This is a genomic window from Pedobacter sp. MR2016-19 (genome assembly GCF_014947265.1).
Taxonomy (GTDB): Bacteria; Bacteroidota; Bacteroidia; order Sphingobacteriales; family Sphingobacteriaceae; genus Pedobacter.
Map to the genome: position 1 here is coordinate 335,214 of NZ_JADCNK010000002.1, position 26,179 is coordinate 361,392.

Here is a 26,179-nt window from a genome sequence, read left to right on the forward strand (position 1 = left end):
ACTAGAAGGTTATGCAATGAAGAAATTGATTTTATTGGTTGTTTCTTGTTTAGTTATCCACGTAGTAGCGGCGCAAGTTAAGGTACATACCGACATGCGCACGCCTACCTGGAACCTGCTCGGTTTAAGGTATGATGCCGAAATTGCGCCAAAGAAATGGGGAAGCGTTTTTCCATCGGCATTAAAGGCATTACACAATAAGGTTATCGAGCTGCCCGGTTACATCATTCCCACAAAAGTAGGATCGAAATTTAGCGAATTTATGTTCTCCATTGTGCCCATTGCCTCCTGTCCGTATTGCGGCTCGGGCGATATTCCATCAATGGTACAGGTAAAAATGATGACAGCTATTCCCATTACCGAAAAACCAATCAAACTTAAAGGGGTATTTATCATTAACGATTCGGGCGATGACCGGAGCGAATTTTTTCTTTTAAATGCAAAACAGTTATGATGAAAAAATATATAACGGTTTTATTGATATTGATCTCTTTTACGGCTGTTGCGCAGGTAAATGTACATACCGATATGCGCACGCCCACCTGGAACCTTATCGGTTTAAAATATGATAAACAGGTAAAGCCCCTGGTTTGGCAGGCTGTTTTTCCTCCCGCTTTAAAGGCCATCCATAATAAAGTAATTGAACTTCCTGGCTTTATTATTCCCATAAAAGTTGGCAATAGCTTCAGCGAGTTTATGTTTTCTATCGTACCTGTTGCCTCCTGCCCGTATTGTGGTACAGGCGATATCCCTTCAATGATAGAAGTGAAGACTTTAAAACCCATTAACTGGACAGAAGAGCCCGTTATCCTTCGGGGGAAATTCATAATTAACGATTCTGGCGACAGCAGGTCTATCTTTTTTCTACTAGATGCTGTAAAACAATGAGATATTTATATGCCATTTTTATTCTGTTTTCGGTGTGTACAGCCAATGCGCAAACGCAAAAACATAGTTCAAAAGATCAGTTACGCTCTTTAAACTGGGATGTAATCGGCTCGGTGAAATTTGAACTTACCGAAAAGAACGAACTTTTGCCCCTGTTTACAGAATCAATCAGGCGTTTTGAAAATAGGGAATTTGATTTAACAGGTTACCTGATCCCTATAAAAAGCGGACAGAAACAGCAGACATTTCTTTTGGCCACTTTGCCTATTAATCAATGTTATTTTTGCGGGCAAAACGGCATTCCGGTAATGATTATGATAGAGATGGAAAGTGCGGTACCTTATAGTGAAAAACCCATTCACGTACAGGGAATTTTAAAATTAGAAGAAAAAGATGCGAGTTACAAGCCACCAATAACCATCAAAAATGCCAAACTCATTAATTAATTGCTTATTTTTGTATTGCTATGGAAGATAATACTTCGCGTTTTGAAAAACTTTTGGTAAAGAATGGCCTAAAAAGAACAGCCCCACGTTTACAGGTGCTGGAAATTTTGAGTGGGAGAGATTCTGCAACATCGCAACCTTATTTAGAGCAGGTGATGGGAAAAGATGCAGATCGTGTTACCTTATACCGCGTTTTGCAGGCTTTTGAAGAAAAAGGGATTATCCACAAAGTTCTAGATCAACAGGGAACCGCCAATTATGCCATCTGTTCTGATGGCTGCAGTGCGCACGAGCATCATGATGAACATGTGCATTTTAACTGCGATAACTGCCACAAAATTTACTGTTTGGATACGGTTAAAATTCCGGGGTTAAAAGTTCCGGCAGGGTTTAAAGTAGATCGTCTTAATCTAATTGCTACGGGTTTATGCGCCAGTTGTTCGGATAAAGTAAATTAAGAATTACTGTACCAAGAGATTACATCCCCTGATATCCGCATTATCAAACCGGCCCAGTACTTCAAAACTTTGATCAGGATTGATCCTGCCCAGATCCTGTGTGGCAATAAATGAACACGAATTGAGATTAGCCAGATCGATTCTCATCGAAGGGAAGGATGAAAAACATGTATCCGAGTTGGAAGATGGAAATAAGCCAAAGCAGAACGGTAGGGATGTGGTAAACCAACCAGGTATTCTGTAGCTGAAGTTCAAAATGGAGATAGCGCTTTACTAAGTTATATATGGAGCTGAAATTTGGCTTCACTCCTTTTGACATGGGTCTGGATTTTGTTATCGGTATGGAGAAACATTTCAGGCAAAAGTCTTACTTTGTAGTCATTACTTGATCTGATAATTGGTAGTTTTACCAATTATCAGATCAAGTAATGATTATTACATATTACACCAAATGGAAATTCTTTTTTAATGCTGATTATCTTGGTTCATGTTCCTTTTTATCATAAAATTCTGGGTGGCTTGTGTTAGCTGCCAACAGCAGATTATTTGTTTTTGATTATTTTTTCCAGAAAAAATAGGCGTTGCTCCTTTGGAAGATTATAAACCGCTTTTTCGTCGCCCTTTATCTTGTAGGTAATAAAAGTATCTATATAGATTTCCAGCATTACCATTTCCTGTGTTTCTTTTGTTGCTTCCTTAATGATATTCTTCATATCTAACAGTTCATCCTCCAATAACTTCACATTTTTCCTAGATAGAATACTTATATACCACTCTACAACATACGAAATTAATTTTTTATTCTTTTTTGTCAGATCGCCAAGCAAGGCCACTCTTGTCAGACTGATCATATTATAATAGGATACCTGAGCAAACATCTTCCATGCTTTCAGCCGCTGTTTTGAGTCCAGTTTTTCAAAGCCTGTTTTGAATATTTCCGCATGTACTGTGGGGATTTCAAAAGCAAGTGAGGCTAGTGTAATGGAAGCACCCCAATACTGATATAGGCTTGGGTTTAATGGATCATCTCCATATACCTTTTCAAAAAGCTGTAAACTCCTCAATGCGTACTCCTTGTTCCTTAACTTTAGGGCCATTGTTAGTAGGGTTTTGGCCAGCTCGATCACGAAATACTGACTGTCAGGTTCAAGGGATATCGCCTTTTCCATTAATACTACTCCCTCTTTATAGCTTTCATCTTTGGTTTTGTTGACTGATAGCCAGATCACCGTATTACCCCATTCACAATACAATAGGCTAGAGATCTCATTGTTCTTCTCAGCGGCCACAAATTTTTCTATGCCTTGTGAGGCTATGGCTGCACTTCGCTTCTGTTTAGCAATATTAGCCAGTACCATCCCCCAGTTTGTATACATCCTGTGCTCACTGATAATTTCTTCGTCAAGTTTTTTGAAAATTTCCGAAGCCCTTTCAAATTCCCGGTTAAGTATGAGTAAGTTAATTAAAAGTGAGTAGTATAAGTAATTGGTTTCTACATCCTGCCAGTTTACCAGTTCCTGTTCGAACAATAAAATGCCTTTTTTATAGTCTTCCTTGTCAATCGCTTCTGATGCGATATTCAGGAGTCTTTGTAATGGGTCGTTAAACGTTTCACCTCCAACGTTTTTTTGTTCCAGTGCCTGTTGAAGGGCTGAGATCTCGTACTCGAAATCGCGTTTTTCATTCTGGTTCTCGCATACTAAAAACAGATCGCTTATTTTATTCAGCTTATCTTTAAGTTCATCTTCATTATAGTAAAGTGCCAGAAAATCTATAAAAAGCGCAGTTATACCTTCCTTGTGTTCCCCAACTTCAATGCTTATCCTGAGTAAGGGTTCATCAATATCATATAAGCGGTTCCTTTTGTCGCTGCTATCTACAATAGCCTCTAGCAATCTCTTCCTAACAAGCTCGCTGAGCTGTTTGCTTAAAGACTTTTGGTCAATAAAGCAATTTTTGGCTATATCAGTTCCTTGTTGAGGCTTGCGTGAAAGGGCTACAAAACGGACAATTTTCTGTTGTTGTGGAGGTAGGTATCTGATAAAGGTTTCATAATAAGGCTTTAAATCATTGATCGTCTTAATAAAATGATTGGAAAGTTTTGCCAATGTATTGCTCTTGAGAAATTCATAAAAGGTCACTAATAATCTGTGGTTGCCCTTCACCAGATCATGAATTGCCCTTACCTGCGACTGCCCCTTTCCCCTTAAATGCGTTACGACATCAGGCCTTCCATCCAGTTCTGCAATGGATACCAAGAAGTCGAATGATTCTTCATAGGTCAACGGCTTTAAGTAGTAAATGTTGAAAAACTCAAAGAAAGGCCTATCCTCATCATCGAAATCATCACTAATAGCTTGACTGGTTGCAATAATACTTACTCGTTGGTTCCGGTATAGCCAGGCCCTTAATTTGCTCTGCTCTGATTTGCCGATTCCATTGAGGATGTCGGCGAAATTTTCAGCCAATATCAATAAAGGCACCTCACCAATATAATCCTGGATGATCTTTTCTGCATAATTTGCCTGTCCCGAAATGGATACGCTATGGAGTTCTTCAATCTTTTTTTCTAATATCTCCTTATCTCCGCCATTCCATCTGATAAAGGCATAAAGAATCCTGATGAGGAAATCAAAGTAGTTGGATACTCCATACTCTTCTTCGGAAAAATAGGCTACAAAGAGCTTATGTTGATCTATATAGGGGATGGCCTTGGAATAAAGCACCCTTAAAAGATGCGTTTTTCCCATGCCTCGTTGCCCTATGATCAGCAACTGCTGATTGTTGCCATCTATAGCTATCGATTCGATTGTATCGGCCAGATAATTGGCAGTTCCTGATCTGCCTACCAAGAGTTTTTCCAAGATTTCTGGTGCTACGCTCTTTGCACTAAACGATAAGATGCCGTTTATGCTATGTTGATTTTCCACCATGTCTTATAGATTGAATATTTGAAGTCATATTTGCGTTCACCTGCCTCTACAGTTCGGGAAAGATAATGATCACCAAAAAGCGTACGAACGGATTTTTTTACTATCTCTATGTCGTTTATATCACTTTTCTGATGGATCTCAGTCTCGTTTAGCCGAGTGTTGGCCTTTGCAATGATATTCAGAATTTTTTTCATGTTCTGCGCATCATCTGGTGTATAATAGATAGTTAACCGATCAAGAAGCTGGTTAAATGCGGTGTGCTCTTTTGGATCATTCAAAATGGAATCATATGCTTTCTGGATATTTTGCACGGAAACTTCGTAATCATACTGGGTTTGAAGGATGTTGAATATTTTAGATATATAAAATGGTATTCCATTGCTTATTTGATAAACAATGGTCATTATAGTAGACTTTGCGGAAGCTCGGATTTTAAATTTGGAGAGTAGGAAACACTCAATTAGAAAATCTGATTCTGTTTTGCTGAATGGCTTCAGGTCAAACTCTGTCATCTCATTGGTTGGCTCGCCGGTGTACCCAAATTCATTTCTTAAAGTATTTAAAACGACTTTAATCCCGATGGATCCACAATACACAAAACGTATGCCTTTACTTTCCAGCTGCTGACGCCGCTCACGCAAGATGTCCAATAATTCAATTGCCTCTTGTTTTTGTTCCTTTTTATACCAGTCCCAGAGCATAATAGGTAACTCATCAAAGATTAAAATTAAGATCGAATTATGTTTTTCCTGAACTTCTGCTATCTCATCTAAAGCCTTGAAAAAGATATCTTTCCATGATTTTTTATACTTTGGTAAATTCACAGAGAACTTTACCCCACCAATTTCCCCACTGGGTGATGCGACAATTCCCCTAATGAAATTGTAAGTCTTAGAAAAGTCGATGCTATACCATTCTTTGAATTCCTTTAAAGAATTCATGAGCATATCAATTACCTCTCCAAGGTTTTGCTTGCCCTGGAAGGAAAAATATTTTGCCTTAAATTCTTGGTCGGCAAATTCAGCTGGAAGATTGTTATTATTACACAGATACGCAAGTTTAATTAATAGAAGAGATTTGCCCATTCTCCTCATTTCTTCTAAAGAAACGCTTTGAGAAGATAACAATCTTAACAGGTTGCTGATTTCAGATTCTCGTCCTGGAATTAAGCTTTCGGGTATAGTACCAATGGTTGGTTTTAAAGGAAAAGGATTACTCATGCTTAGTAAGATATATTTGTCGTACGATGAATTCATCGTACGACAAATATATCTTGTATTATTTTTGTTTGCAATTTTTTTATTAAAAATAATGGAATCTCTTTCTTTATCTCAGGCTAAAGTACTGTCAAAACTTTATTTTATTCACGATCATTAATGTGTTACAAGTAGAACAAAGATATTATATGGATTGGCAATTTTTCCGGCCACATCTACTCTTTCATTTTATTACAATTTTGCCATTTGCTAGGTACGAAATTTTATTGCTTAACTGAATAATAATAGTCGATCCCTGAATTTATTAATAATCATATATTAATTTACAACACTAGCGATATAACCACTAATGTTGTTTTAGATTTTGTATTGTATTTTTACTTTAAATGGTTCATTTTTAATGTTTTTGTAATTACTGTACTAAAAGATTACATCCCCTGATATCGGCATTGTCAAACCGGCCCAGTACTTCAAAACTTTGATCAGGATTAATCCTGCCCAGATCCTGTGTGGCAATAAATGAGCAAGAATTGAGATTAGCCAGATCGATTACATTAATGCCCCCGGTTCTGCCATTTTTAATTAAACTCAAAGGATCATTGGTATCGCGAATCAAAACCTGCATCCAGCCAGGACAGTTGAAAATACCTTCGCCCAAAGAATAAGCCTGAGAAAGGAGCTCGGTCATTCCATATTCACTGTGGATAGCTTTTACGCCAAATCCTTTGGTTAACTGCTCATGAAGCTCCTCACGTACCATTTCTTTACGCTTACCTTTCATTCCCCCAGTTTCCATTACAATGAGTTCGGGAAAATCGATATCGAAATTTTCAATAAAATCAAGCAGGGCATAAGTAACACCAATTAAAACGGTTTTCTGTTTTTTTGATTTAAGATCCAGCAGGGTTTTTAGCAATTCATCATGGTTATATAAAAAGTAACCACTTTGTGGATGTCTGCTTTTTTCAATCAGATCGTTCACCATGTAGATCAAAGATGAACCAGAACGTTGTTGATAGGATGGGAGAAGCGCTAAAAAGCAATATTCAGTAACATCTCCATAAAAATCCGTAAAAGCCTGCAGGTAACTTTGTTCGTATAGTTTTACATCGGTTACGTGGTGACTGCTCTGCACCATACCCGTTGTGCCAGAACTGCTAAAGGTAATCTCTATAGGATCATCACTACTCAGAATAGAATGGCTTTTAAAAAAACTGATGGGTAAAAAAGGGATCTGTTCGATTTCGGTTACCGCATCGGCATCTACACCTAGGTGAAAGATATATTCCCGGTAAACATTGCAATTTTCGGCTTGTAGCTTAAAAATGTTTAAGGCAAGGGCATTAAATGTATCTTTATCTTTTACAGAAAATATATCGTTAGCTGTTAAATTCACAACGCAAAAGTACAAAGCATTATGCTATTTTCTCGTCAGTTTTTTTAGCCAGCATAGCCATTCGGAACTGATAGCCACAATAACCGCTAATTCCGGCCACTAAACCACTTAATAGGCCGGTAACCAATAACAATGCCCACCACAATTTTATACCCGTCATTACCGCTACACGGCCAGCGAGTACATTATCGTTAGGAAGGCTTTTGAATAAGGCATAACCGATCCAAAGTAAGAAAATAGCAAAGAAAGATTGCCAGAAGGCTATTTTCCCTGTTTTGCCGATAACGCCACAAGTAGCAAAAGATATGACGATGATGATCCACCAGGGGGCAATCATTTGTAGAAGGAAACAGATTATTAATATAACAATGAAAACCATTTTAGCCTATTTAGAAATTTTTAAACGAGAAATAATCGTGCCCGATTGATCATCAGGACTTTGCATATAAAACAGATCGTACAATTTACCATTTGCCCAGGTATCGATCATATTATCATAAAATTTACTTCCGGGATTACCCGATTGTCCACCTGGATAAACACCATGCCCTTTTGGCGTTTTACCCAGTTCAATTACCATCCGCCATGAAGGTCCATTGGTTTCGTTCAAAGCATTAATAGTGCCTTTGTTGCCACCAATCTGTAAAACCTTCGAGCCGAATCCAGGTATTTTGGCCAGATGTGGTACATTGGTCTGTTTTACATTTGCCCAGTCCCAATCTTTATTTATTGGCCCAAAGCGCCTTTCTAAACTGTCGCAGCTATATTTAAAAGCTTCGTTAACCAGATCAGATAATGTTTCTTTTTTGCTGGTATTGATATTATCATACCAGGTTGCATTGGGTTCTTTCAAAATCATCTCTACCGTACGATCCCTTGAGGGGTAACGCATTGGTATGCCTTTCACTTCAAATTCATCTGCCCAGATATTGTACGATAAGCGTTTGGTCCATATTTCGAATACGCTGGCTGCAATTTCGTGTGCATCATAACGTTTGTTCCATTTTTTAAGGTAAGCCAATGCCTCTTTTTGTGTGGCATTTAACTGTTCATTGTTCAGTAATGGCAATAATGCAGGCACCAGGTTTTGCGCCACAATACTATAGTTGTCGGTCTGCATCAGGCGGATACTGTCTAAAGTAGCTTTGTTCATCGCCGATAAACGGTCGTTGATGCGCTTGCCCCGCTCGTATGGTGCAAATTCCCAGTTAATGTAATATGGATAAGTGGTATCGGTAGAAGACTGGTTGGCTGAACTCACAAAACCGCGTGGCGGATTTTTAACCGTTGGATTCTGCGCATTTGGGATCCATCCCTGCCAATCGTACGCAGGGTCTGTTCCATCCAGTATAAATTTGCCCTGATCTTTCCATTTTAAAGGGAATTTTCCGTTTGGCGTAATGGCAATATCATTATCTACACTGGCAAAAACGAAGTTCTGCGCTGGTGCTGTATAAAAAGTTAAAGCCTTGCGGTAGTCGTTATAATTTTTGCCGCGGTTGAGGTAATAAAAAGTCATGAGTTCATTCGATTCATCATGTGCTATCCACCTCAAGGCATCGCCAACAGGTACGTTATCGGCCCTGCCGTATTTTGGTTTCTGGAAATATACCACCGGCCCGTGATGGGTGTAGTACACCGTATCTACTTCATCTTTTCCACCTCGTATTTTAATCGTTTCAAGTCTTTTGGTAGTGGCTTTCCATTTATTGTTATACCAATACTCATTGTGGCTCGAATCCTTAAACTTGATCTGATAGAAATCGAGCACATCAGCAGCAACATTGGTTACGCCCCAGGCTATTTTCTGATTAAAGCCAATAATTATCCCCGGGGCACCAGGTAAAGAAACACCATAAGTATTTACGCCAGGTGCATGTAGCTGAATCTGGTACCAGATTGATGGAAGTGTTAAATCTAAATGGGGATCATTTGCTAAGATCGGATACCCTGACGCAGTTTTAGTGCCAGATAATGCCCAGTTATTACTGCCAATACCTTCTACTTTTTCAGTTGTTTTAACCTCACCGGTTTGAGCCTGAGTGAAGCTTTGCGGCGTTTTAGGTATTGGTAATGGAGAGAAATCCCATTTTTTGCCCACAGGTATAATCGGGTCTTCGCGGAAAGGGTAATCCGGAAAAAGATTTTTCGTCACTTCCGGGCCGAATTTTTTCAGGATATTGGTCATGTAAAATTCATCAGAACCCATGGCTAACACTGCCGACATCTGTTTTAACAGCAAAGCACATTTTACAGGAGTCCAGTTTTCGGGTTTAAAATCGAGTATTTTATATTCTAAGGGATAATTGGCTTTAGAAAGTGTTTTGATGTAAGCATTGATCCCTTCTGTGTAAGCTAGGATCATTTCTTTTGCTTTGGGATCGGCCATCATACCTTTTAATGAGTTTTCTGCGCCATACACCATGCCCATCCGGCGTTGATACCGGTCTACCTCTATCGCTTTGTCGCCCACAACTTCACTAATTCTCCCCGCGGCAAAACGGGTCTGGAAATCCATTTGCCAAAGGCGGTGCATGGCGGTTACATAACCTTGTGCCAGATACAGATCGTGATCGTTCTGTGCAAAAATATGTGGAATCATGCGATCGTCAAAAACGATTTCGATTTTATCTATGGCACCTTTAATCTTCGCTTTATGGTTAAACATAAAATGATTGTTCTCTGCATTTTGCCAGAAACCCATAAAAGGATTTAGAAATTTTAACAATGGAGGCGTACTGCCTAATTTGGTATTAAATAAAAAACCTAATGCTATCGGAATGACGATGCAGAAAATGGCTTTAATTTTATTCATAATGGCTAGCTAACAAGTCTTTTGCTAAGATAGGGCAAAATGACGGTTTATGTTTACTGCAAAATACAACAAACTGTATATCAATCAAAATTATAATTAAATTGAAAATTATTATGCTTACATAATTTGTTTAATTCAAAAAAAGAATTTAAGTTTATATAACTAATAATACAAATAACCAAATTAAATCGCGTATGAGCAGAATTTTTACACAGATCTTCTATGTGTTAATATTTGTGTTTGCTGGTAATATGGCAGCACAGGCACAGAGTATTACGGTAAGCGGAACCGTAAAGGATAAGCAATCTAAAGAAGGACTGGCAGGGGTTAGTTTAACCATTAAAGGCCAATCGGGCGGTACCGCATCAACAGCAAATGGAAGTTTCAGCTTTAGTACAACGGCAAAAGTACCCTTTACTTTAGTCGCTTCTTATGTGGGTTACGGTGCTGTAGAACAGCAGATTACCGGAAGTACTTCAGGTATTCATCTGGAAATAGAAACTGCAGTTGTATTAGGAGGAGATGTAGTTGTTTCTGCTTCGCGTACGCCTGAGCGTATTTTAGAATCGCCTGTTTCCATCGAGCGCATGAGTGCTGCCACCATCAGGGAAATTGCTGCGCCATCGTTTTACGACGCCTTGAATAATATGAAAGGTGTAGAAAGCAGTACGCAGAGTTTAACTTTCAAGTCGATTAACACGCGTGGTTTTAATTCTAACGGTAATACCCGCTTTAATCAATATATCGATGGAATGGATAACCAGGCGCCGGGATTAAATTTCTCGGTAGGAAATATAGTAGGTATTACGGAACTCGATATAGATAATGTAGAACTCTTACCAGGTGCTTCATCTGCCCTTTATGGTGCGGGTGGTATTAATGGAACTTTGTTAATGACTTCAAAAGATCCGTTTAAATACCCTGGAGCTAGTTTTCAATATAAAACAGGGGTAAATCACGTTAATGACGATAATAGCAGTGTACAGCCATTTAATCAGCTGGATGTGCGGATGGCAAAGTCATGGAACAATAAATTCGGGGTAAAGGCTGCCTTTTCATTTTTGCAGGCCAAAGATTGGTATGGAAACAACTTTTCAAACTTTGACAGGGTATCAAGAACGGTAAAAAGTGGAGATCGGAGCGATCCGAATTATGACGGGATCAATACTTATGGAGATGAGTTAAGCCAAAATATGAGAAATGTGGCGCAAAGTGTGCTGGCTTCAGGAACAGCAACTTTCATTAAGAATTATGGATTAGCAACCGGAGGAATGATTCCAAGTCAAACCCAGATTACTTCATTTCTTTCTACAAATGCCCAAACCAGACCATTTTATGCAGGATTGAATACGCCGGGTTTAATTCCTAATCAGAATATCACTAGAAATGGTTACCAGGAAGCTGATCTTGTGGATTATAATACCAAATCGTTGAAAGCCTCAGGTGCATTATATTACAATATCAGTAGAACCGTTCAGGCAACTTTACAGGCTAATTGGGGAACAGGAACTTCGGTTTACACCGGATCTGACCGTTATTCATTACGTAACTTCAATATTGGCCAGTACAAATTGGAGCTAAAGGGAGAGGATTTCATGTTACGTGGTTATACCACACAAGAACGTTCTGGCGATTCTTATATTTCTTCTATTTTGGGAAGTTATATTAACGAAAAATCTAAAATTTCTCAGGCTTGGTTCCCTGAATACGTAGGTAATTATGTTGGTGCAAGATCGCTCGGACAAACTGATGCACAAGCACAAATTACCGCAAGAACGGCTGCCAACTCTGCTTCAAGTGGCGGTAGTGCATATTTTGCTCCTGGCTCACCACAATTTTTGCAGGCAAAAGATGAGATTATGAATACGACGATCAGTGCATCCGATCCGAGTAAAGGTATTTATGGTGCTAAATTCGACGATAAATCTAACTTATATCATTATGAAGGATTATATAATTTTACCAACCTTTTCAACAAAGTGGTAGAGTTTCAGGTAGGTGCATCTTATCGTTTATATGATTTAAATTCAGCCGGAACAATTTTTAACGATTTAAATGAATCTATCGATATTAAGGAATATGGTGCATTTGGACAAATAGGTAAAAAATTCTTTAACGATAAAGTGAAATTTACCTTTGCAGGTCGTTATGATAAAAGCCAGAATTTTGAAGGCCGGTTTACCCCAAGGGTAACGGGAGTGTTTACAGTTGCCAAAAACAACAACATCAGGGTTTCTTACCAAACAGGCTACCGTAACCCAACGACACAAAACCAGTACATTGATCTGTCTGTTGGAGGTGGTTCGCAGAGATTAATTGGTGGCTTGCCAGAAATTATATTCAGCAAATACCATTTAGATACCAACAAACCCTATACTGATGTGAGTTACCGCGCATTCCTGGCTTCGGCAGCAACCACCGGAGCACCAAATCCGGCATTATTAAAGCAATATAATTTTGATGCAAAAGGTGTTCGTCCAGAAAGTGTTCAGTCTTACGAGTTGGGTTATAAAGGTTTACTCTTACCTAATTTGTTGCTTGATGCATATGGTTATTACAACATTTACAAAGATTTTATTACCGCAGTTGATGTATACCAGAATGTTGGAGGAAGTTTTGTGAAATTCGGCGTTCCGGTTAATGCAGAAGGTAAAGTAACTTCTTATGGTGCAGCTTTAGGTCTTGATTATCTTGTGGGCAAATGGAATGTAAGCGGTAACGTTTCTTACAACCAGATTGGAGATTTACCGGTTAACTACATTAACGATTTTAATACGCCTAAAATTCGTTATAACCTGGGATTGGGTAATAAAGAAATTATTAAAAACTTTGGTTTCAATGTTTCTTACCGTTGGCAGGATCAATTCTACTGGAATTCTTCTTTTGCCTCAGGTCAGGTGCCTGCATACAGTTCGCTTGATGCGCAGGTAAGTTTAAGAATCCCTTCAGTACAATCAGTTATTAAACTTGGTGGTTCTAATGTATTGAACAAATATTATTTTACTTCTTACGGTAACCCATCAGCAGGAGCAATCTACTACGTGGCCATTAGTTTTAATCCATAACCAGTTAATTGAGTTTTTTAAAGGCCTTCTATGCTAAAAAGTATAGAGGGCTTTTTTGTGAACTTCTAGTCGTTCGACTTAGTACTAAAGATTATTTTTCAAAAAGTCCTTCAACTCCACAGTAGAAAGTCCTGTAGCTACAATTTTACCTTGCTGGTTAACCAGCAAACTCGTAGGGAAAATGTGGATACCATATTTGCTGGTTTCAATTCCGTTTAAATCTAAATACTGAGGCCACGTCAGTTTATATTTGTCGATGGCAAGTTTCCAATCTTCTACATATTTGGTTTTATCTGTTGATATTCCAATGATTTCGAATCCCTTATCTTGGAATGCGTTTCTGATTGCTTTTAAGTCTTCAAATTGTGCGATACAGGGCATGCAATGACTATACCACATATCTACAAGTGTTAATTTGTTGGAATTGTATGGGGTGTCTGCAATTTTTTCCCCTTTTAAGTTAAAAACGTTGAAGTTTGGGAGTGTTTCTCCAATAGCGATCTGTTTCAAAGATAAAATCCGTTGCAAAGTAGCCTGGCCAAGTCTTGATGTTTTCAGCAGTGTTGGAAAATGTTCAAAGGTGTTTCCCAAAGTGGTATTATAGCCAAAATTCAAAAGAGCGTACAATTTGTAAAGCGCATAATAAGAATTTGGATTTTCCTTAACAAAAGATAACAGTGTAGCATCGTGAACAATATAAGTTGCTTTTAACTCCTTCATTGATTTAAGCTCAAGTTCTTCCGGGAATTTTCTGCCATAAATATTAAACAAACTATCGTAATGTAATTTATATTGCTTGCGTTGGTTCTCTACGATCATAAATGCCTTGTCATAACTCTTAGCATCTTTCATAACCAAATTATCATTTATTGGATCTCCGTAATTTGATGCAGTATCAATAGAAATACGTTGCCCTCCTGTGCTTATAGCTGTACCTGCAGATTGATATTTGTCTCCAATTTTAAAGTACATCCACACGGGTTCATCTATTTGTCCGTTAAATTTGAATTTTCCTTTAATTATTTTCGCTATTATTGGTTTAAAACCAGTTGGATAAAGCGCTTTGTTTAATTCATTCGGGATAAGTTGAACAGTTCCTGTATCAACATTTACCTCTCCTGAAATGGTAAAGTTTTTTAAATTTTTTATTTGCCCGAGAGTAAAGAGTGGAAGTGACGAGATAAAGATTAAAGCTACGGCAATTTTTTTCATGTTAGGGCTATTGATAAAGCTATTAATGAACATTATTAAAAATGCAATATAGGCTTTAATGAAAAGTCATTTACCGGAATAGATGTTATTTTATGTTAAAATTTAACTTCTAAAAGTCTCTTATTTCGGACTTCTGCCAGTTTTGTAAATGTGTTGCTTATACGATTCCTTTACTGATCTTTAGCTTGTTAGCTAGATCATGGAAGTATTGTGGAGACCATATTTCCAGTTTTTTAGGGTCCTTAATAAAACGTGAGATATCGGCCTTAACAAAATCTAATTTTACTTTATCAATCTTTTCGCTTAATAAAGCCCTGAATTCTGCTTCACTGATTTTATCCTTTTTCCAGTCGCCACTATCAATCGCCCGCAGGAGAAAATGATCCAGGTTGAGTTCATAACCTTTTTTAATATACCATTCCATGTCGTACCAATCACGCCCTTTAACATTGGTGCCCCATTTCCGGAATAAAAGTGCGTGCATTTTTCCAGCGAAAAGATCGGGAATTGAAAGGCACTTTACATAAAACGAAAAAGGTTGTAATAGTAGTTTTTCTTCAGTTACAAAACCTGGTGGCGGTTCTATGTCTACCTCGATTTTGATTTTGATATTTGCCACTTCTTTAAGTCCGTTTTGGGGGATAATCTCTTCCAGAACGAGTTCTTTCCAGATGGTTTCTGATTTTAAAAATGCTGAATTAATGTTATTCTTTATTGTTTTCTTTTTTTCAGTAATGGATACCTGCATGCCTAGCGCCGCAAATTCGCTTACAATGGCATTCTGGTATTTTTCTAATGAAAAATCAGGATTTCTGGCGAGTAAGGAAAAATCCAGGTCTTCTGAAAAACGGTCTAAACCATAAAATATCCTCAGTGCTGTTCCTCCATAAAATGCTGCCTTTTCAAAAAAGCCAGCCCGGTTAAGTCCGGCAAGTGCAATTTCCTGCATAATTTCTCTTAATGCATCTTTTGCCTCTTCTCTGTTAGCTGGATGATAGCTATCTAGCCAGTCTTTTATCATATTGTTTCGATCATTTTAGTTAGCATTTCAAGACTTGAACGTTTAGGGGCATGTTCAAGCCAGCTACTTATAGCTAATATGTCAAATTTTGCAAGATCAATTTCTTCCATCCGCAGATTTCTGAATACATAATCTTTTGCTGAGGAAACGCTCCTTAAATTAATACCTGCTGTTGTGACAATTTTATCACATAAGGCTTTTTCCGGGCTTGCGACCATTGCTTTCTGGTCTTTTGAAAAGTTTATCATGGCCAAGCCAAAAGCATAATATGGCAAAGGAAGGTTTGTATAGGTGAATAGGCCTATTTGGGTTTCAAATTTTCTTGATGCCTTCGTTGTCATTGAGGTAACTGCATAAACTTTTTCCGGGATGAGCCCATAATGCGACAATGCGCTCTCCATCGAAAGATAACTTGGGCCGAGTATATGGTTAGCCAATAATGCATTTTCAGGTCGCTCCGTTCCGACAGATTTCCCTACAATATAAAGTCCTTTTTTTATGGGTTCAATCAATCCATCAGCCTTTAATGCCAATATTTTATCATTTGGTCTTTTATAATCTTTTAATAAATCGAGCAAAAGTTGATGGGTTATCGGTTGATGCGATTTGCCAGTAAGCGCTGTTTGGATATTCATGATGTTAAAATTAAATAAGATAAACGATTTTTATCCGTTTATCTTGTGTTAAAATTACATATAATAATTTTAAATGTCAAATTAAAATAGGATAAACGATTATATTTCGTTTATCTTACCATAAATTTACATTTTTGAATGCTATGGCTATAATAAATTAGATCATTCAGTTTAGCCATTTCCTTATTAAATGCCTTAGCTTAGTGTGAAATTCACACTATTAAACCATCTTTTCAAAAAAAGCTACATCCCTTTTGTAAAATATTTGTATTATAGTACTTTCTTAAGCACATCCCGGTTTAAGAGGTTATGAATTTAAAATTTGAATAAATAAGGATGGAAGCGCAAAACGACAAACCTAACGAGGCAAATGATCTGATCGAAAAGGAACAGGAAGTACAGCATTTAAACAATCCAGTTGATATATCGGTAAAACCAATTGTTAAACAATACCTTGGTTCAGTTAAAAAGGTAAAAAAAGAGGGCAACCGCTTTTATTTTTCTGATGGGGATGCGAGAGTAGAAATTCGGGTGGTAAGTGATGATATGATCAGGGTTCGCCTGGCACCACATGGCGTTTTTCTTGATGATTTTTCTTACGCGGTACCTGAGGTAGACCAGAAAGTTTCTGTTTTTAAGATGCAGGAACATGATGATCATTATACCGTTTCTACCCATTCGGTAACCTGTAAAATAGAAAAGGCAAATTTCCATATTTCTTTCCACGATAATATTACCAATGTGATGATGGTTGATGAAGCCAACTCCATGCACTGGGAAGAAAATGTAGATTTTGGTGGTTATTATATCTACGCAACCAAAAAATGTCACCCTGAAGAGAATTTCTTCGGTTTGGGAGATAAATCCGGTAATTTTAACCTGCGCGGCAGGCGTTTCGAAAACTGGAATACCGATGCCTATTCTTTTGGCTGGAACCAGGACCCACTTTACCGTACGATACCTTTTTATATCGGTTTGCATAATCAGGTAGCATACGGTATCTTCTTCGATAATACCTTTAAATCGTATTTCGATTTCGGTTCGGAAGATGTAAATAAAACAAGTTTCTGGGCTGATGGAGGAGAACTTCAATACTATTATATCCATGGGCCACATATTATGGACGTGGTTAAACGTTATGCAACTTTAACCGGTACGCACCCAATGCCTCCAAAATGGACTTTGGGTTATCAGCAATGTCGTTGGAGTTATTATCCTGAAACAAAAGTTAAAGAAATAGCTAGGCAGTTCAGGGAGCGTAAAATTCCTTGCGACGCCATTTATCTGGATATCGATTACATGGATGGCTACCGTTGTTTTACCTTGAATAAAAAGTACTTTCCAGATCCACGGAGAATGATTAAAGAACTTTCTGATGATGGTTTTAAAACTGTGGTCATGATTGATCCTGGAATTAAGGTAGATGATGATTACTGGGTTTTTAAAGAAGGAAAAGAGAAAAGATTTTTCTGTCGCCGCAGCGACGATTATTATATGGAAGGGCATGTCTGGCCTGGCCGTTGTCAGTTTCCCGATTTTACCAATCCAAAAGTACGGAGCTGGTGGGGTAATTTATATAAAGAGTTGGTAGACATGGGCGTTGCAGGTTTCTGGAATGATATGAATGAACCAGCTGTATTTGGTTCAGGAACTTTCCCTAACGATGTTCGTCATAATTATGATGGTTACCGTGGCTCGCACCGTAAGGCACATAATGTTTATGGTATGCAGATGGTACGTTCTACTTACGAAGGCTTAAAGAAACTGATGCGTAATAAACGCCCGTTTACCATTACAAGAGCTGGTTATTCAGGCATGCAGCGTTATGCCAGTGTTTGGACGGGTGATAATATTGCAACCTGGGAACATTTAAAGATTGGAAATATTCAGTGCCAGCGTTTATCGGTTTCTGGCGTGCCTTTCTGTGGAACAGATATTGGCGGGTTTAGCGGCGAACCGGATGGCGAATTATTTACCCGTTGGATCCAGCTAGGTACATTTTCTCCTTTTATGCGTGCTCACTCTGCCGGTGATACCGCTGAACGGGAACCCTGGAGCTTTGGTCAGTTTTTCGAAGATATTAACCGTAAGTTTATCGAATTAAGATACCGTTTAATGCCGTATCTGTATTCGGTATTTTGGGAGCATCACCGTTATGGTTTTCCTATTTTAAGACCGCTGGTAATGCTTGAACAGGAAAATATCAGTAACAGTTTCCGTCAGGATGAGTTCTGTTATGGAGATAAACTGTTAATCTGCCCGGTTTTAGAACAGGGTGCAATCTCCAGAAAAGTTTATCTTCCAAAAGGAACCTGGTATAACTTCTGGACGAATGAGGTATTGGATGGCGGTAACGAATATACCGTTGATGCCAAAATAGACAGCATGCCGATGTTTGTACGTGCAGGTACAGTTTTGCCAGAATATCCGGTAATGCAATATGTAGACGAAAAATCGATCACCGAAGTGGTATTGAACATTTACCATAGCGATTACGAGGTAAATTCATATATGTATGAAGATCATGGTGATACATTTGCTTATGAGCAAGATATTTATCTGGAAAAGAAATTTACGGTAAAGGGCGATGCACAGGCCATTAAGGTTAACCAACGTAATGAAGGTTTATATACACCTAATTATGAATTTTACGTTTGTAATGTTATTGGTGTAAAATTCCAGGTTAAAAAGATCATTATTGATAATAAAGAGGTGAAAGATTTTTATACCGATGATCAGAATATCCTGCATTTTAAATGCAATAAGAACTTTTTAGAAATACAGATCTTAAGTCTGTAACAATGAGCCCCAAATGCTGTTTAGTATTTGGGATTTCATTTAATGACCAAATACCTATGCCAGCAGCAAAAAAAGTTCCAGTAAAAAAAGTATTACAGCCAAAAATTGATAAACAGAAATCCGTTTGGATCCACAGTTTATTTACCGATTATGATATTGATCTTTTTCTTGTAGGAAAGCATTTTAGGCTTTACGAGAAAATGGGTTCACATTTAATTACCGTTGATGGAACGGCCGGAACTTATTTTTCAGTTTGGGCCCCGAATGCCATTCGTGTTAGTGTAGTGGGTGATTTTAATAATTGGGATAACAGTTCGCATCCGCTGAATGTGAGGTGGGATAAATCGGGTATTTGGGAAGGTTTTATTCCTTGTATTGCAAAGGGCGAAGTTTATAAATATTTTGTCAAAGGTTTTGATGAATCGGAACATTTAAAAGGCGATCCTTATGCCCGCAGATGGGAACATCCTCCACAAACTGCTTGCATTGTTTGGGATACCGATTACACCTGGAAAGATAAAGCCTGGCTCAAAAAAAGAGCAAAGATAAATGCTTTGAACCAACCCATCTCGGTATATGAAATACATCTTGGCTCTTGGGAACGCGATCCGGCTAATCCGGAACGTGTTTTAACTGCGAGGGAAGTGGCTGGCAGGTTAGTGCCTTATGTTAAGGAAATGGGTTTTACGCACGTAGAACTGATGCCGGTAATGGAGTTTCCATATTTCCCGAGCTGGGGTTATCAGATTACAGGGTATTTTGGAGCAAGTTCGCGCTATGGTTCTCCGCAGGATTTAATGTATCTGATTGATGAGCTCCATAAAGCAGATATTGCGGTGGTATTGGATTGGGTTCCTTCTCATTTTCCAGGTGACAGGCATGGTTTGTATGAGTTCGATGGAACACATTTGTACGAACACGCCGATATGCGTAAAGGCTTTCATCCCGATTGGAAATCATACATATTCAATTACGACAAAAATGAGGTGCGTTCCTTCCTCATCAGTAATGCTTTATTTTGGTTGGATCAATACCATGCTGACGGATTGAGGGTAGACGCTGTGGCATCGATGTTGTATTTCAACTTCTCCCGGGAAGATGGAGATGCCGCAACAAACGAATATGGAGGAAGTGAAAACCTTGGGGCTATACAGTTTTTGCAAGACCTGAATGTTGCCGTTTATGGAAATTTTGAGGGTGTACAAACTATTGCAGAGGAAAGCAGCACTTATCCTGGTGTAACGCATCCGGTACATGCCGGTGGATTAGGGTTTGGGATGAAATGGATGATGGGCTGGATGAACGATACGTTAAAGTATTTTAAAGTAGAAACCCTCGGCCGGAAACACCACCACCATCAGTTGAGCTTTAGCATGACTTACGCCTTTACCGAAAATTTTATGCTGCCTTTCTCTCATGATGAAGTCGTACACGGTAAATCGCCAATGTTGTATAAAATGCCTGGCGACGATTGGCAGAAATTCGCCAACCTGAGAGCACTTTATGGTTACATGTTTACTCATCCGGGAGCAAAACTGCTGTTTATGGGTAATGAATTTGGCGAAACCAATGAGTGGAACTTTACACAATCATTGGATTGGCATTTGCTTCAATATGCGCCGCATAAAGGCATGCAGGAAACAGTTAAAGCTTTAAACTTTCTGTACCGCAAAGAACCTGCGTTGTATCATTTTAATTTTAGTTACGAAGGCTTTCAATGGCTTGATGCCGATAATACAAACGAATCTGTATTTGTGTACATGCGAAAAGGACCAAAGCCTAAAGATACTTTGGTAATTGCCATAAACTTAACTCCTGTAGTTCGGGAGAATTATAGAATTGGGGTACCGTTTAAAACCAAATGGGCGGAGATTTTTAATACCGACGATCTTATTTATTACGGAGGCGGCATAAACAACAGAGGAGATATTATCCCTGATCTGGAAAATTATAATGAACAGGAATATTCAATAATTGTCGATCTGCCACCTTTGGCTGTAACAATTTTCAAGAGCAAGTAAAATCTTATTAACCTCAGTTTGATTAACATTTATTTATACTGGCTAATTTTAACCCCATGAAACTAGCGTGATCGTCATGCTGAATTTATTTATTAGCAGTTTTCATTGTTTTAAAGGTCTAATAACCTGAGTGCGATTAATGTTTAAAAATTAATGTACTTTATTAGGACGAATTGGCTAGCCGTTTCGTCATGCTGATCCGATAGTTATCGGATTTATTTCAGCATCTTTTCCGTTAAACTGCCTTGCTATAAAGACCCTGAAACAAGTTCAGGGTGACGGCTATGAACGAAAAATGTATGTAGTATAACTTTAAAGGAATATCTTAACGATAATTACAACCTATCAAGTCACAAATAATAAATGTTATCCGGATTTTGTACAAAAAGAGATTACGGATGTGCTATTGATGATTAGTCAGAAAACCGGGTCAATTTAAATAAGAAAAGCTTCCCATTGCTGGAAAGCTTTCTTAAACCCTGGAGTGGAAGCTTCCAGAGAGGGTGCAAAGATACAATAACCATTTTATCTTGCAAATATTATTTTTAGAATAATATTTATGCTAACAGCAGCTGTATAAGATTTTATTGTAAAGTATTGATAATTAGTGTTTAATATTATTTTACGTTAAAATTTCTTCTCGGTATAGACCGAATATCATCGAATTTGGATTAAGGTTTGCGCCGTTAACCATAACCTACCTGTTCTGACAGTGATCAGTAAGTTTTGCATCGATAAACCAACAATCTTTAACAAATCATGGTTACTTTAATCTGGAAGTGACGCAAGCGGTTTTTCAATGTCCTTAAGTTAAGGATAAATCTCAAAAAGATGTCGCTCTGAGGGGTAATTTATTGTATAAAATCAATGTGAATGACAGAAAGTTTTAATGCTAAGTTTTGGCGAGGAATCGTCATTGCGAGGGGGCTTTTCAGCCGACAAAGCAATCTTACAACTATCGCAAGTAGCGAGCGCTTTAAGATTGCTTCGTGCCTCGCAATGACGATCTTTCTATTGGAGCTGTCATTGGTAGCTTATTCGAAGAGGATTTATTCGCGATTTATCAATATCAAGAAGTCTTCGCTACGCTCATACTGACGACCGCGGTGCCTAACTTAATGACATTGTTCGGTCAACGGGGTGCGAAGGTTTAATAGTTGGACTAAAATTTCCATCCTGAAAGTAGACCCAATAAGAGAACCTCTAAGTGATTTAGTTTGGTTGATAAATAGTAATAAACCAGGTCTTTATGTCTTGATTGAAAGGCTTTAATGAATAAAGTGAACGGATAATGTAGCGTTGGCCCACAGTACTTTTGTATTGCGAGTAAACAAACAAACTTAATTTTACGTTATCCCAAATCTACATTGAAAAGGTGCTCTGGTCAATTTTTCTTGGTATTTGTGTTATTTTTTATGCCTGCGTATTTATATGCACAGTGTGAAAATACAGCACGTACGTATGCAAACTTTCAGGGGGCATATCTTGATGGATTGGGTGTTGCAGGGGCGAATTTATACGGTAGTATCGCTAATGCGCCGAATGCTGTAAACGGCCAGGTTAAAGATGCATCAACCTTATCAGTTCCAATTAGCGCAGTTGGACTTACAGGTTCGGCTACACAATTTCTGGAATTTACTACTGATGGTACTAACGCTGGTAAACGTACAATTGCTGCAAATACTCCTGTAACACTTAAACTGGCGTTACCTAAGGAACTTCTTGGACTTTTGAGCAGTTTTGAGATTGGAAGTTTTACTGATCTACATGCTGTTGCAATAAATAAACCCTTAATTGGTTCTGGAAATGAAGCTGGTTATGATGCAACGAAGAATCCGATTTATACTTCTGCCAATATTGCTGGTGTGATCGGCGGGGGAGGAGAGATGGAGATCAGGGTAACACCTACACAGGCTTTTAATGGCATATATATCAAGATTGTTGGAGCGGTATTATCTACGGCTTTATCAATAAAAGTTTTCCATGCCTATATGATGGAGCTGAGTACAGGATCAATCAATTGCGACGAGGCGATTGATGTGCTCTCAGGTGTAAAGCCAACTCCTTTAGGTGGTATTGCAAACCTAACTGGTACTGTTACCAATCCCTTTAATGCCATTGATGTAGATCTAAATAGTTTCGCACTGATTGATGTGGGCACTTCTGTGCTAAATCAGGTATATCTTACAACTATTTTTAATAAACCCTCGCAGCCTGCCGATTCGGTTAGCATCATACTCGAAAATCCAGGTGGCGGACTATTAGATCTGAGCCTTTTAACAGGTTTTACCATACAGCCTTATTTGAATGGAGTAGCTGCTGGGCCAGCATTTAAAAACACTGGCACATTTTTGAACCTTAAATTACTTCCCGGATCAACAAGTAAATATATCTTAACGTTTTTGGTAACCGATGTATACGACCGTTTGGAGATCACAATGGGCGGAATTACTGGTGCATTTAGCCGTTTAAATATTTACGACATTAAACGTAAACTGGCAAAACCACGCACATTGGTTGATCCTTCAACTACAGATGAAAAAACGGTTTGCCAGGGGCAAACTGCAACTTTTTCTGTTCTGAATGCACAGACCTGCACTGAATACAAATGGTACGATGCCGAAACGGGCGGTAATTTATTGTATACCGGTTTAACCTTCACTCCTCCAAATACGCTGGCTGCAGGAGATTACAATTATTATGTTCAGGCGAGCAGAACGTATTGTGTTACCGCGGTTTCTGAAAGGTTGAGGGTAAAACTTAAGGTTAATCCCCTACCTACACTTACAGTACCTGGAGTTATAATTTGTAGTGGCTTTTCAACAGTACTCTCGGTTACTGCGCCTGATGCAGGTTTTACCTATAATTGGTATTCATCATCTTCTGGTGGAACCCCATTTAATATCGGTACCACTTATACTACTCCTACCTTAATGGCTACTACTATTTATTATGTAGAAGCAGTTAACACAGCAACAGGATGTAAAAATGCTGGCGGTGCTCTGGCTGTAGAAGTTAAAGTAAAACAGTATGCTCCTGTACCTGCAATAAACGGCGCAGCTACCATGTGTGCAGGTACAAGTGCAATATTTACAAATATTTATCCGGGCGGAACATGGAGCACGGGTAATGCAGCCATTGCAACAATAGATGCAACAGGTAAAGTTACCGCGGTGGCTGCCGGCAATATGGTGATTAGTTATACAGTTGCTGATGATGCTACTTATTGTGGTAAAAAAGTAGATTTCCCTTTAATCGTAAATCCACAGCCCGATTTAATATTGGGGCCAGATGCGAGTATTTGCGAAGGATTAACCACAACCAGAATTACTTACAGCAATCCTGTTTTTAACCCAATAACCTATAGTATTTCCTGGACGGGGAATTTACTGCCCGCTGTTCTTAATCAGGCTTTGCCAGCCAATGAAATCACCATTACTATACCCTCTACAACCCCTGTAGCAGTTTACCAGGGAGTTTTGACTATTAAAAATGCAAATGGCTGCGTACGGGCTATCCCTTTTAGTTTTAGGGTAAAGCTTGTGCCACATAAACCAACAGTATCTATTAACTAAAAACAAAATAAATTATTCACTCAAACAAATTAAAATCATGACAAAAAAAACTACAAATCGCTATTTAAGAATCTTTGTATTCTTAATGTTTTTATTGCCATTGGGTGCCTTTGCGCAGACTACAACGTACGTTTGTGGAGCAAATTCTGCCACTTTGACACCTGATTTTCAGGGATATGTGCCTGTTGCAGGAGATAAGGTTATTTGGAAAGATGGAGCAACAACCGTAGAAACAATTACTTTTCCAAATGCAGATGGTGGTAAGTACGTTACTCCGACAACCTTAACTGAGGGTGCTCACGAATACACTGTACAGGTAATACCAGCTGACGCAAATTTATGTCCTGGTGATGTATCTGATAAAATTAATATTTATAAACTTCCAGCGCCTGTCGTTACAGCATCATCATCTGTTCCTTCAGTCTGTGTTGATTTGACCACCAGACCGGTAGTGACTGTTGCTCTGTCGTCCACTGCTCCACCAAGTGGTGTTACCATTGCCTATAATTGGACTGTTACATTAGATGGTGTTACGAAAACACTTTCTGATATAGCAGATCAAACCGGTAATTCCCTTACAATGAAGTCGGGTATTGCCACAGGTACTTATGTTTTTTCTGTAGAAGCAAGTTACAATGGCAACGGTGCGCCGATTCTACCAGCTGCTAACTGTAAGGATATCAAAACTGTTACCGTTATCCTAACGCCTAAACCAGGAAAACCTACAATAACAGTTGGCTAGTAGGTTAATCGATTCATGATGTTTAACAGGTTAGTGATAATTGTGTTCGGTGTGCTGCTGCTTTCTGCAGCAGCATGCTTTGCGCAATCTAGCAATCCGAACACGCTGAACCTTAAACCAGGCGTAAATGTTAAACTGAGGGCCAATGGTACAGGTGCTACCTCTTATCAATGGTTCAAAAATGGAAACGTCATATTAGGCGCTACCGAGCAAGATTATGTGGTAAATGCTGCCGGAAAATATACGGTTATTACTTTTAGTTTAGGTGGCTGTAGTTCCGACCTGTCCGAAGAGATGGAAGTGATTTTGGAATCACAGATCTCAGCAGATGTTTCCATCGTTAAAAGGTCAGAAAGTAGGCAGGTAATCAATACCGAGGTATTTAAATACAATTTATTGGTGCGTAATAACGGACTCGGTGAAGCTACCAACATACAGGTAAAGGATGACCTTCCAGAAAATTTAACCTTCGTAAGTGTGGATCCAACTATTGTGGGTACCGCAAGTTATAACGATCAAACCAAGACGATTTCCTGGGCGATCCCATCGCTCGCCAATGGCAGTTTTGTTGAACTGATCATTAATGTAAGGTCGATGAAACCTGGTAATGTGGTTAATCGTGCCACTGTTACGATTGATGAACTAGATCCCGATCCATCAAATAACATTTCTGTGGATACCAAGGAAATTACCGGACTTAAAATCCCAAATGTGTTTACACCAAATGGTGATGGAAAGAATGAAACCTTTCTTATTGAGCGGTTGGACCTTTACAGCGAAAATCAGCTTACCATCATTAATCGCTGGGGAAGTACTGTCTATGAAAAGAAAGGCTATTTAAATGACTGGACAGCGAACGGTCTGGTAGATGGAACTTATTTCTATGTGATTAAGGTAAAAACGGCAAGTGCTCAGTGGCAGGAATTTAAAGGCTACGTAACCGTAATGAGATAGAT

At 38.6% G+C, this 26,179-nt stretch carries 18 protein-coding genes and 1 pseudogene; 10 read left to right on the forward strand and 9 right to left on the reverse strand.

Features of this window, described 5'->3' with window-relative positions; genetic code table 11:
* Positions 1–16 precede the first annotated feature (16 nt).
* From IM793_RS03740 to IM793_RS03755, 4 genes are read left to right on the forward strand one after another with little or no spacing between them, the layout of a single operon-like run.
* Positions 17–454: a hypothetical protein gene (locus IM793_RS03740; protein WP_193419801.1), complete on the forward strand. Its 438-nt coding sequence runs from the start codon at positions 17–19 to the stop codon at positions 452–454.
* Complete coding sequence (locus IM793_RS03745; protein ID WP_193419802.1) at positions 454–888, forward strand: hypothetical protein; 435 nt, start codon at positions 454–456, stop codon at positions 886–888. The genes IM793_RS03740 and IM793_RS03745 overlap by 1 nt, the downstream gene beginning before the upstream one ends.
* The gene (locus IM793_RS03750; protein WP_193419803.1) at positions 885–1,334 is read left to right on the forward strand and encodes a hypothetical protein; all 450 of its coding nucleotides are present in this window, start codon (positions 885–887) and stop codon (positions 1,332–1,334) included. Before IM793_RS03745 ends, IM793_RS03750 begins: the two co-directional genes overlap by 4 nt.
* 20 nt (positions 1,335–1,354) lie before the next feature.
* Positions 1,355–1,792 carry a Fur family transcriptional regulator gene (locus tag IM793_RS03755; RefSeq protein WP_193419804.1) on the forward strand — a complete coding sequence of 146 codons (438 nt, stop codon included), beginning with the start codon at positions 1,355–1,357 and terminating at the stop codon, positions 1,790–1,792.
* A 3-nt stretch (positions 1,793–1,795) separates the two neighbouring features.
* Here IM793_RS03755 and IM793_RS03760 read toward each other — a convergent pair.
* The 6 genes and pseudogenes from IM793_RS03760 to IM793_RS03785 form a co-directional block, all read right to left on the reverse strand.
* Positions 1,796–1,933, reverse strand: a pseudogene (locus IM793_RS03760) (acyl transferase); the annotation flags it as partial.
* A 401-nt stretch (positions 1,934–2,334) separates the two neighbouring features.
* Positions 2,335–4,656: a helix-turn-helix domain-containing protein gene (locus IM793_RS03765; protein ID WP_193419805.1), complete on the reverse strand. Its 2,322-nt coding sequence runs from the start codon at positions 4,654–4,656 to the stop codon at positions 2,335–2,337.
* Between the two features lie 44 nt (positions 4,657–4,700).
* A complete protein-coding gene (locus tag IM793_RS03770) occupies positions 4,701–5,945 on the reverse strand; it encodes a hypothetical protein (RefSeq protein ID WP_193419806.1) in 1,245 nt (414 codons plus the stop codon).
* Between the two features lie 409 nt (positions 5,946–6,354).
* Entirely contained in the window at positions 6,355–7,338 is a 984-nt protein-coding gene (locus IM793_RS03775; RefSeq protein ID WP_193419807.1) for an acyl transferase, read from the reverse strand.
* Between the two features lie 19 nt (positions 7,339–7,357).
* Positions 7,358–7,717: a hypothetical protein gene (locus IM793_RS03780; RefSeq protein WP_193419808.1), complete on the reverse strand. Its 360-nt coding sequence runs from the start codon at positions 7,715–7,717 to the stop codon at positions 7,358–7,360.
* A gap of 6 nt (positions 7,718–7,723) precedes the next feature.
* Entirely contained in the window at positions 7,724–10,153 is a 2,430-nt protein-coding gene (locus IM793_RS03785) for a penicillin acylase family protein (RefSeq protein WP_193419809.1), read from the reverse strand.
* Positions 10,154–10,347: 194 nt separating this feature from the next.
* On the opposite strand from IM793_RS03785, the gene IM793_RS03790 reads away from it, so the two are divergent.
* The gene (locus IM793_RS03790) at positions 10,348–13,218 is read left to right on the forward strand and encodes a TonB-dependent receptor (RefSeq protein ID WP_193419810.1); all 2,871 of its coding nucleotides are present in this window, start codon (positions 10,348–10,350) and stop codon (positions 13,216–13,218) included.
* Positions 13,219–13,302: 84 nt separating this feature from the next.
* On the opposite strand, the gene IM793_RS03795 is transcribed toward IM793_RS03790, so the two are convergent.
* The 3 genes from IM793_RS03795 to IM793_RS03805 form a co-directional block, all read right to left on the reverse strand.
* Positions 13,303–14,430: a TlpA disulfide reductase family protein gene (locus tag IM793_RS03795; protein WP_193419811.1), complete on the reverse strand. Its 1,128-nt coding sequence runs from the start codon at positions 14,428–14,430 to the stop codon at positions 13,303–13,305.
* 157 nt (positions 14,431–14,587) lie between these two features.
* The gene (locus IM793_RS03800; RefSeq protein WP_193419812.1) at positions 14,588–15,451 is read right to left on the reverse strand and encodes a nucleotidyl transferase AbiEii/AbiGii toxin family protein; all 864 of its coding nucleotides are present in this window, start codon (positions 15,449–15,451) and stop codon (positions 14,588–14,590) included.
* On the reverse strand, positions 15,448–16,086 hold the full coding sequence (locus tag IM793_RS03805; protein ID WP_193419813.1) for a hypothetical protein: 639 nt from the start codon (positions 16,084–16,086) through the stop codon (positions 15,448–15,450). The genes IM793_RS03800 and IM793_RS03805 overlap by 4 nt, the downstream gene beginning before the upstream one ends.
* A 336-nt stretch (positions 16,087–16,422) precedes the next feature.
* Here IM793_RS03805 and IM793_RS03810 point away from each other — a divergent pair, with 336 nt between their 5' ends.
* The 5 genes from IM793_RS03810 to IM793_RS03830 all read left to right on the forward strand — a co-directional run bounded on the left by IM793_RS03810 (position 16,423) and on the right by IM793_RS03830 (position 26,177).
* A complete protein-coding gene (locus IM793_RS03810; RefSeq protein ID WP_193419814.1) occupies positions 16,423–18,885 on the forward strand; it encodes a glycoside hydrolase family 31 protein in 2,463 nt (820 codons plus the stop codon).
* Between the two features lie 56 nt (positions 18,886–18,941).
* On the forward strand, positions 18,942–20,906 hold the full coding sequence (gene glgB / locus IM793_RS03815; protein ID WP_193419815.1) for a 1,4-alpha-glucan branching protein GlgB: 1,965 nt from the start codon (positions 18,942–18,944) through the stop codon (positions 20,904–20,906).
* Positions 20,907–22,321: 1,415 nt separating this feature from the next.
* Complete coding sequence (locus IM793_RS03820) at positions 22,322–24,481, forward strand: Ig-like domain-containing protein (RefSeq protein ID WP_193419816.1); 2,160 nt, start codon at positions 22,322–22,324, stop codon at positions 24,479–24,481.
* 37 nt (positions 24,482–24,518) lie between these two features.
* The gene (locus IM793_RS03825) at positions 24,519–25,223 is read left to right on the forward strand and encodes a hypothetical protein (RefSeq protein WP_193419817.1); all 705 of its coding nucleotides are present in this window, start codon (positions 24,519–24,521) and stop codon (positions 25,221–25,223) included.
* A gap of 15 nt (positions 25,224–25,238) precedes the next feature.
* Complete coding sequence (locus IM793_RS03830) at positions 25,239–26,177, forward strand: gliding motility-associated C-terminal domain-containing protein (RefSeq protein ID WP_193419818.1); 939 nt, start codon at positions 25,239–25,241, stop codon at positions 26,175–26,177.
* Positions 26,178–26,179 lie beyond the last annotated feature (2 nt).

Bases quoted from the DNA above. Each gene is read 5' to 3' on its own strand.
- IM793_RS03740 (WP_193419801.1), top strand. From the start codon at position 17: ATGAAGAAATTGATTTTATTGGTTGTTTCTTGTTTAGTTATCCACGTA.
- IM793_RS03745 (WP_193419802.1), top strand. From the start codon at position 454: ATGAAAAAATATATAACGGTTTTATTGATATTGATCTCTTTTACGGCT.
- IM793_RS03750 (WP_193419803.1), top strand. From the start codon at position 885: ATGAGATATTTATATGCCATTTTTATTCTGTTTTCGGTGTGTACAGCC.
- IM793_RS03755 (WP_193419804.1), top strand. From the start codon at position 1,355: ATGGAAGATAATACTTCGCGTTTTGAAAAACTTTTGGTAAAGAATGGC.
- IM793_RS03770 (WP_193419806.1), bottom strand. From the start codon at position 5,945: ATGAGTAATCCTTTTCCTTTAAAACCAACCATTGGTACTATACCCGAA.
- IM793_RS03780 (WP_193419808.1), bottom strand. From the start codon at position 7,717: ATGGTTTTCATTGTTATATTAATAATCTGTTTCCTTCTACAAATGATT.
- IM793_RS03785 (WP_193419809.1), bottom strand. From the start codon at position 10,153: ATGAATAAAATTAAAGCCATTTTCTGCATCGTCATTCCGATAGCATTA.
- IM793_RS03790 (WP_193419810.1), top strand. From the start codon at position 10,348: ATGAGCAGAATTTTTACACAGATCTTCTATGTGTTAATATTTGTGTTT.
- IM793_RS03795 (WP_193419811.1), bottom strand. From the start codon at position 14,430: ATGAAAAAAATTGCCGTAGCTTTAATCTTTATCTCGTCACTTCCACTC.
- IM793_RS03800 (WP_193419812.1), bottom strand. From the start codon at position 15,451: ATGATAAAAGACTGGCTAGATAGCTATCATCCAGCTAACAGAGAAGAG.
- IM793_RS03805 (WP_193419813.1), bottom strand. From the start codon at position 16,086: ATGAATATCCAAACAGCGCTTACTGGCAAATCGCATCAACCGATAACC.
- IM793_RS03810 (WP_193419814.1), top strand. From the start codon at position 16,423: ATGGAAGCGCAAAACGACAAACCTAACGAGGCAAATGATCTGATCGAA.
- glgB (WP_193419815.1), top strand. From the start codon at position 18,942: ATGCCAGCAGCAAAAAAAGTTCCAGTAAAAAAAGTATTACAGCCAAAA.
- IM793_RS03820 (WP_193419816.1), top strand. From the start codon at position 22,322: ATGCCTGCGTATTTATATGCACAGTGTGAAAATACAGCACGTACGTAT.
- IM793_RS03825 (WP_193419817.1), top strand. From the start codon at position 24,519: ATGACAAAAAAAACTACAAATCGCTATTTAAGAATCTTTGTATTCTTA.
- IM793_RS03830 (WP_193419818.1), top strand. From the start codon at position 25,239: ATGATGTTTAACAGGTTAGTGATAATTGTGTTCGGTGTGCTGCTGCTT.